The sequence below is a fragment of the Bradyrhizobium sp. WSM4874 genome (genome assembly GCF_055811835.1).
In genome coordinates this window covers 1-2,021 of record NZ_JBVVPR010000133.1, presented here as the reverse complement: position 1 = coordinate 2,021, position 2,021 = coordinate 1, and the positions used below count along the sequence as shown (strand labels likewise).

The following is a 2,021-nucleotide window of genomic DNA, read 5'->3' as shown; positions in this document are numbered from 1 at the left end:
AAAATGATGCGGGTCAGTGATCGTGACGTGAGACACGACCCGCTCGACAATAGGGGTACTCTGACGTGTTCGGTGATGCCAAAATGACCACCGCGCTACTCGACCGGTTGACCCATCACTGCGACATCGTCGAGACCGGCAACGACAGCTGGCGATTCAAAAGCCGCGACGATGTTCAAACAACCCGCGCTCGCGCCGTCTCCGCAACCCCGACCAGCTCCGACGACCCGAGCGCTACCAGCAGAGCACGCCGATCAAAGGGGTCCCTCTTGGGCTCTGACGTGCCGAAACACAGGCAGGGCGCGACCCGCGTGTCGTCAATGTTTGTGCGCTGGCGGCGAACGGTGGTGTCATCGACTTCGATGACCTGCAGTCGGAACATCGGTACCGGCCAATGACAGCGTATGCGCAGTTCAAATTGGCAAACCTGATGTTTTCTCTTGAACTTCACCGCCGCGCCCTGGCTAGGCAGTGGGGTATCAAAAGTATTGCCGTGCATCCGGGGTTAGCGCGAACTGATCTCTCAGGCACGGCCGATCCGACAAGGCAGAACAGAATGCCCTTTTTGCTTCGCGTGCTGGCGCCGGTTCTGCTTCAATCTTCCCAGCAGGGGCCCTACCGTTGTTATATGGAGCAACGTGCCCGGAAGCCGAAACTGGCGGTTATTACGGACCAGATCGTTCCATGGAAACCAGAGGGCTGCCAGCACCTGCGAAGGTGCCGCTCAATGCCAAAGACCAGTCCGTTGCAAAGCGTTTGTGGCAGTCAGAGCGGATGACACACGTCCGCTTCGACGAATGACCAACTATCGCTCATAGTTCCGATGTGCGAACGAGATTGCACCGCCTCAGCGTCATGGCTTTTTGAGAGGCTCCGCCCTTCCCGCTATTGGCCGCTTCAGGTACCGACGAACGAATTCGCGGAATGTTGGGGCGGGAGGGGCGGCATCAGCTTTGACACGATCGGCTGATGTAATGGTGCGCGAACGCCACGCGGGGCCTGCGCTGGACAGATGGGAACGCTCGATGAAGTCATCGGCTGTGTCGCCGCATCGGTCTGCGTTTCGCACATTCCAGGTGTTGTGGTTGAGCCGGCCGAACGCCAAGGGTTGATCCGGCACCAATCACTGCCCAATGGCACCTTCAAAAGCGACCACCGTGTTTGTTCACCGGAAAGATACGTTCGTCTCGTCCGCCCTGAGGGTGTTCATTGAATGCGCCGGATCAGGAGCGAAGCTCGAAGCTATTCCGGAGCGATCTGTAAGCGTGGTCAAGTCCCCTCGAAAGATGACCTAGCGGCCTTCACGGACGCAGCGATAAAGCGGTGTACCTCCTGAACTCTCCGCGTTTCATGTGTGTCGGGATGCGAGGTGAGCCAGTAGTTTCGAACGAAGCGTAGATCGGGGAGTAACTGCCTGAGCTTGGGGTAACGCCTGGCCACGTAATCGTGAAGAATGCCAACGCCGTGGCCAGCTCGGACCGCCTCCATCTGTGCAACGACGCTTCCGCATTCGTACCGGCGCGACATGAGACGGCCAAGAGCCGATGCGTAATCCAAAGCACGGCTATAGACGAAATCCTCAACATGCGTGACGAACAACCGCCCTTCAAGTTCAGCCTGAGTTTTGACTGGCCCTTCTCGTGCAAGGTAAGTGTCTGCCGCGTAGACGCTAAGAGTGTAATCAGTCAATTTTGAAAGGATGAGCCGCCCCTGCTTCGGCCGCTCCAGCGTGATAGCGATGTCGGCTTCTCGTCTCGACAAGGAGAAGGTGCGTGGAAGCGGTACGAGCTGAATTACCGGCCCAGGATGGCTTGCTGCCAGCGCGCCCAGACGATCGGCCAGGAAATAATTGCCAAGTCCGTCCGGCGCGCCGACCCGCACCGTACCGGTGATCGCCTCGCTCGCCGCTCCTATGCTGGGGTCTGACTCATTTCCGATGAAGTCTGCCGGGCGACTGTGGTTCTCAAACGGAGAATCAGCGCCATGCGGACGGGCTTTCAAATCTCATCGCTAGTACCGAG

Annotated in this window: 1 protein-coding gene and 1 pseudogene; one reads left to right on the top strand and one right to left on the bottom strand. The window is 58.4% G+C overall.

Annotated elements, in window-relative coordinates; all coding sequences use genetic code 11:
- Positions 1–71: 71 nt before the first annotated feature.
- Positions 72–167: pseudogene (locus tag AC0L3P_RS39605) on the top strand (ATP-binding protein); the annotation flags it as partial.
- Between the two features lie 1,102 nt (positions 168–1,269).
- Here the strand turns inward: AC0L3P_RS39605 and AC0L3P_RS39600 are convergent.
- Entirely contained in the window at positions 1,270–2,001 is a 732-nt protein-coding gene (locus AC0L3P_RS39600; RefSeq protein WP_473309414.1) for a substrate-binding domain-containing protein, read from the bottom strand.
- Between the last annotated feature and the right edge of the window lie 20 nt (positions 2,002–2,021).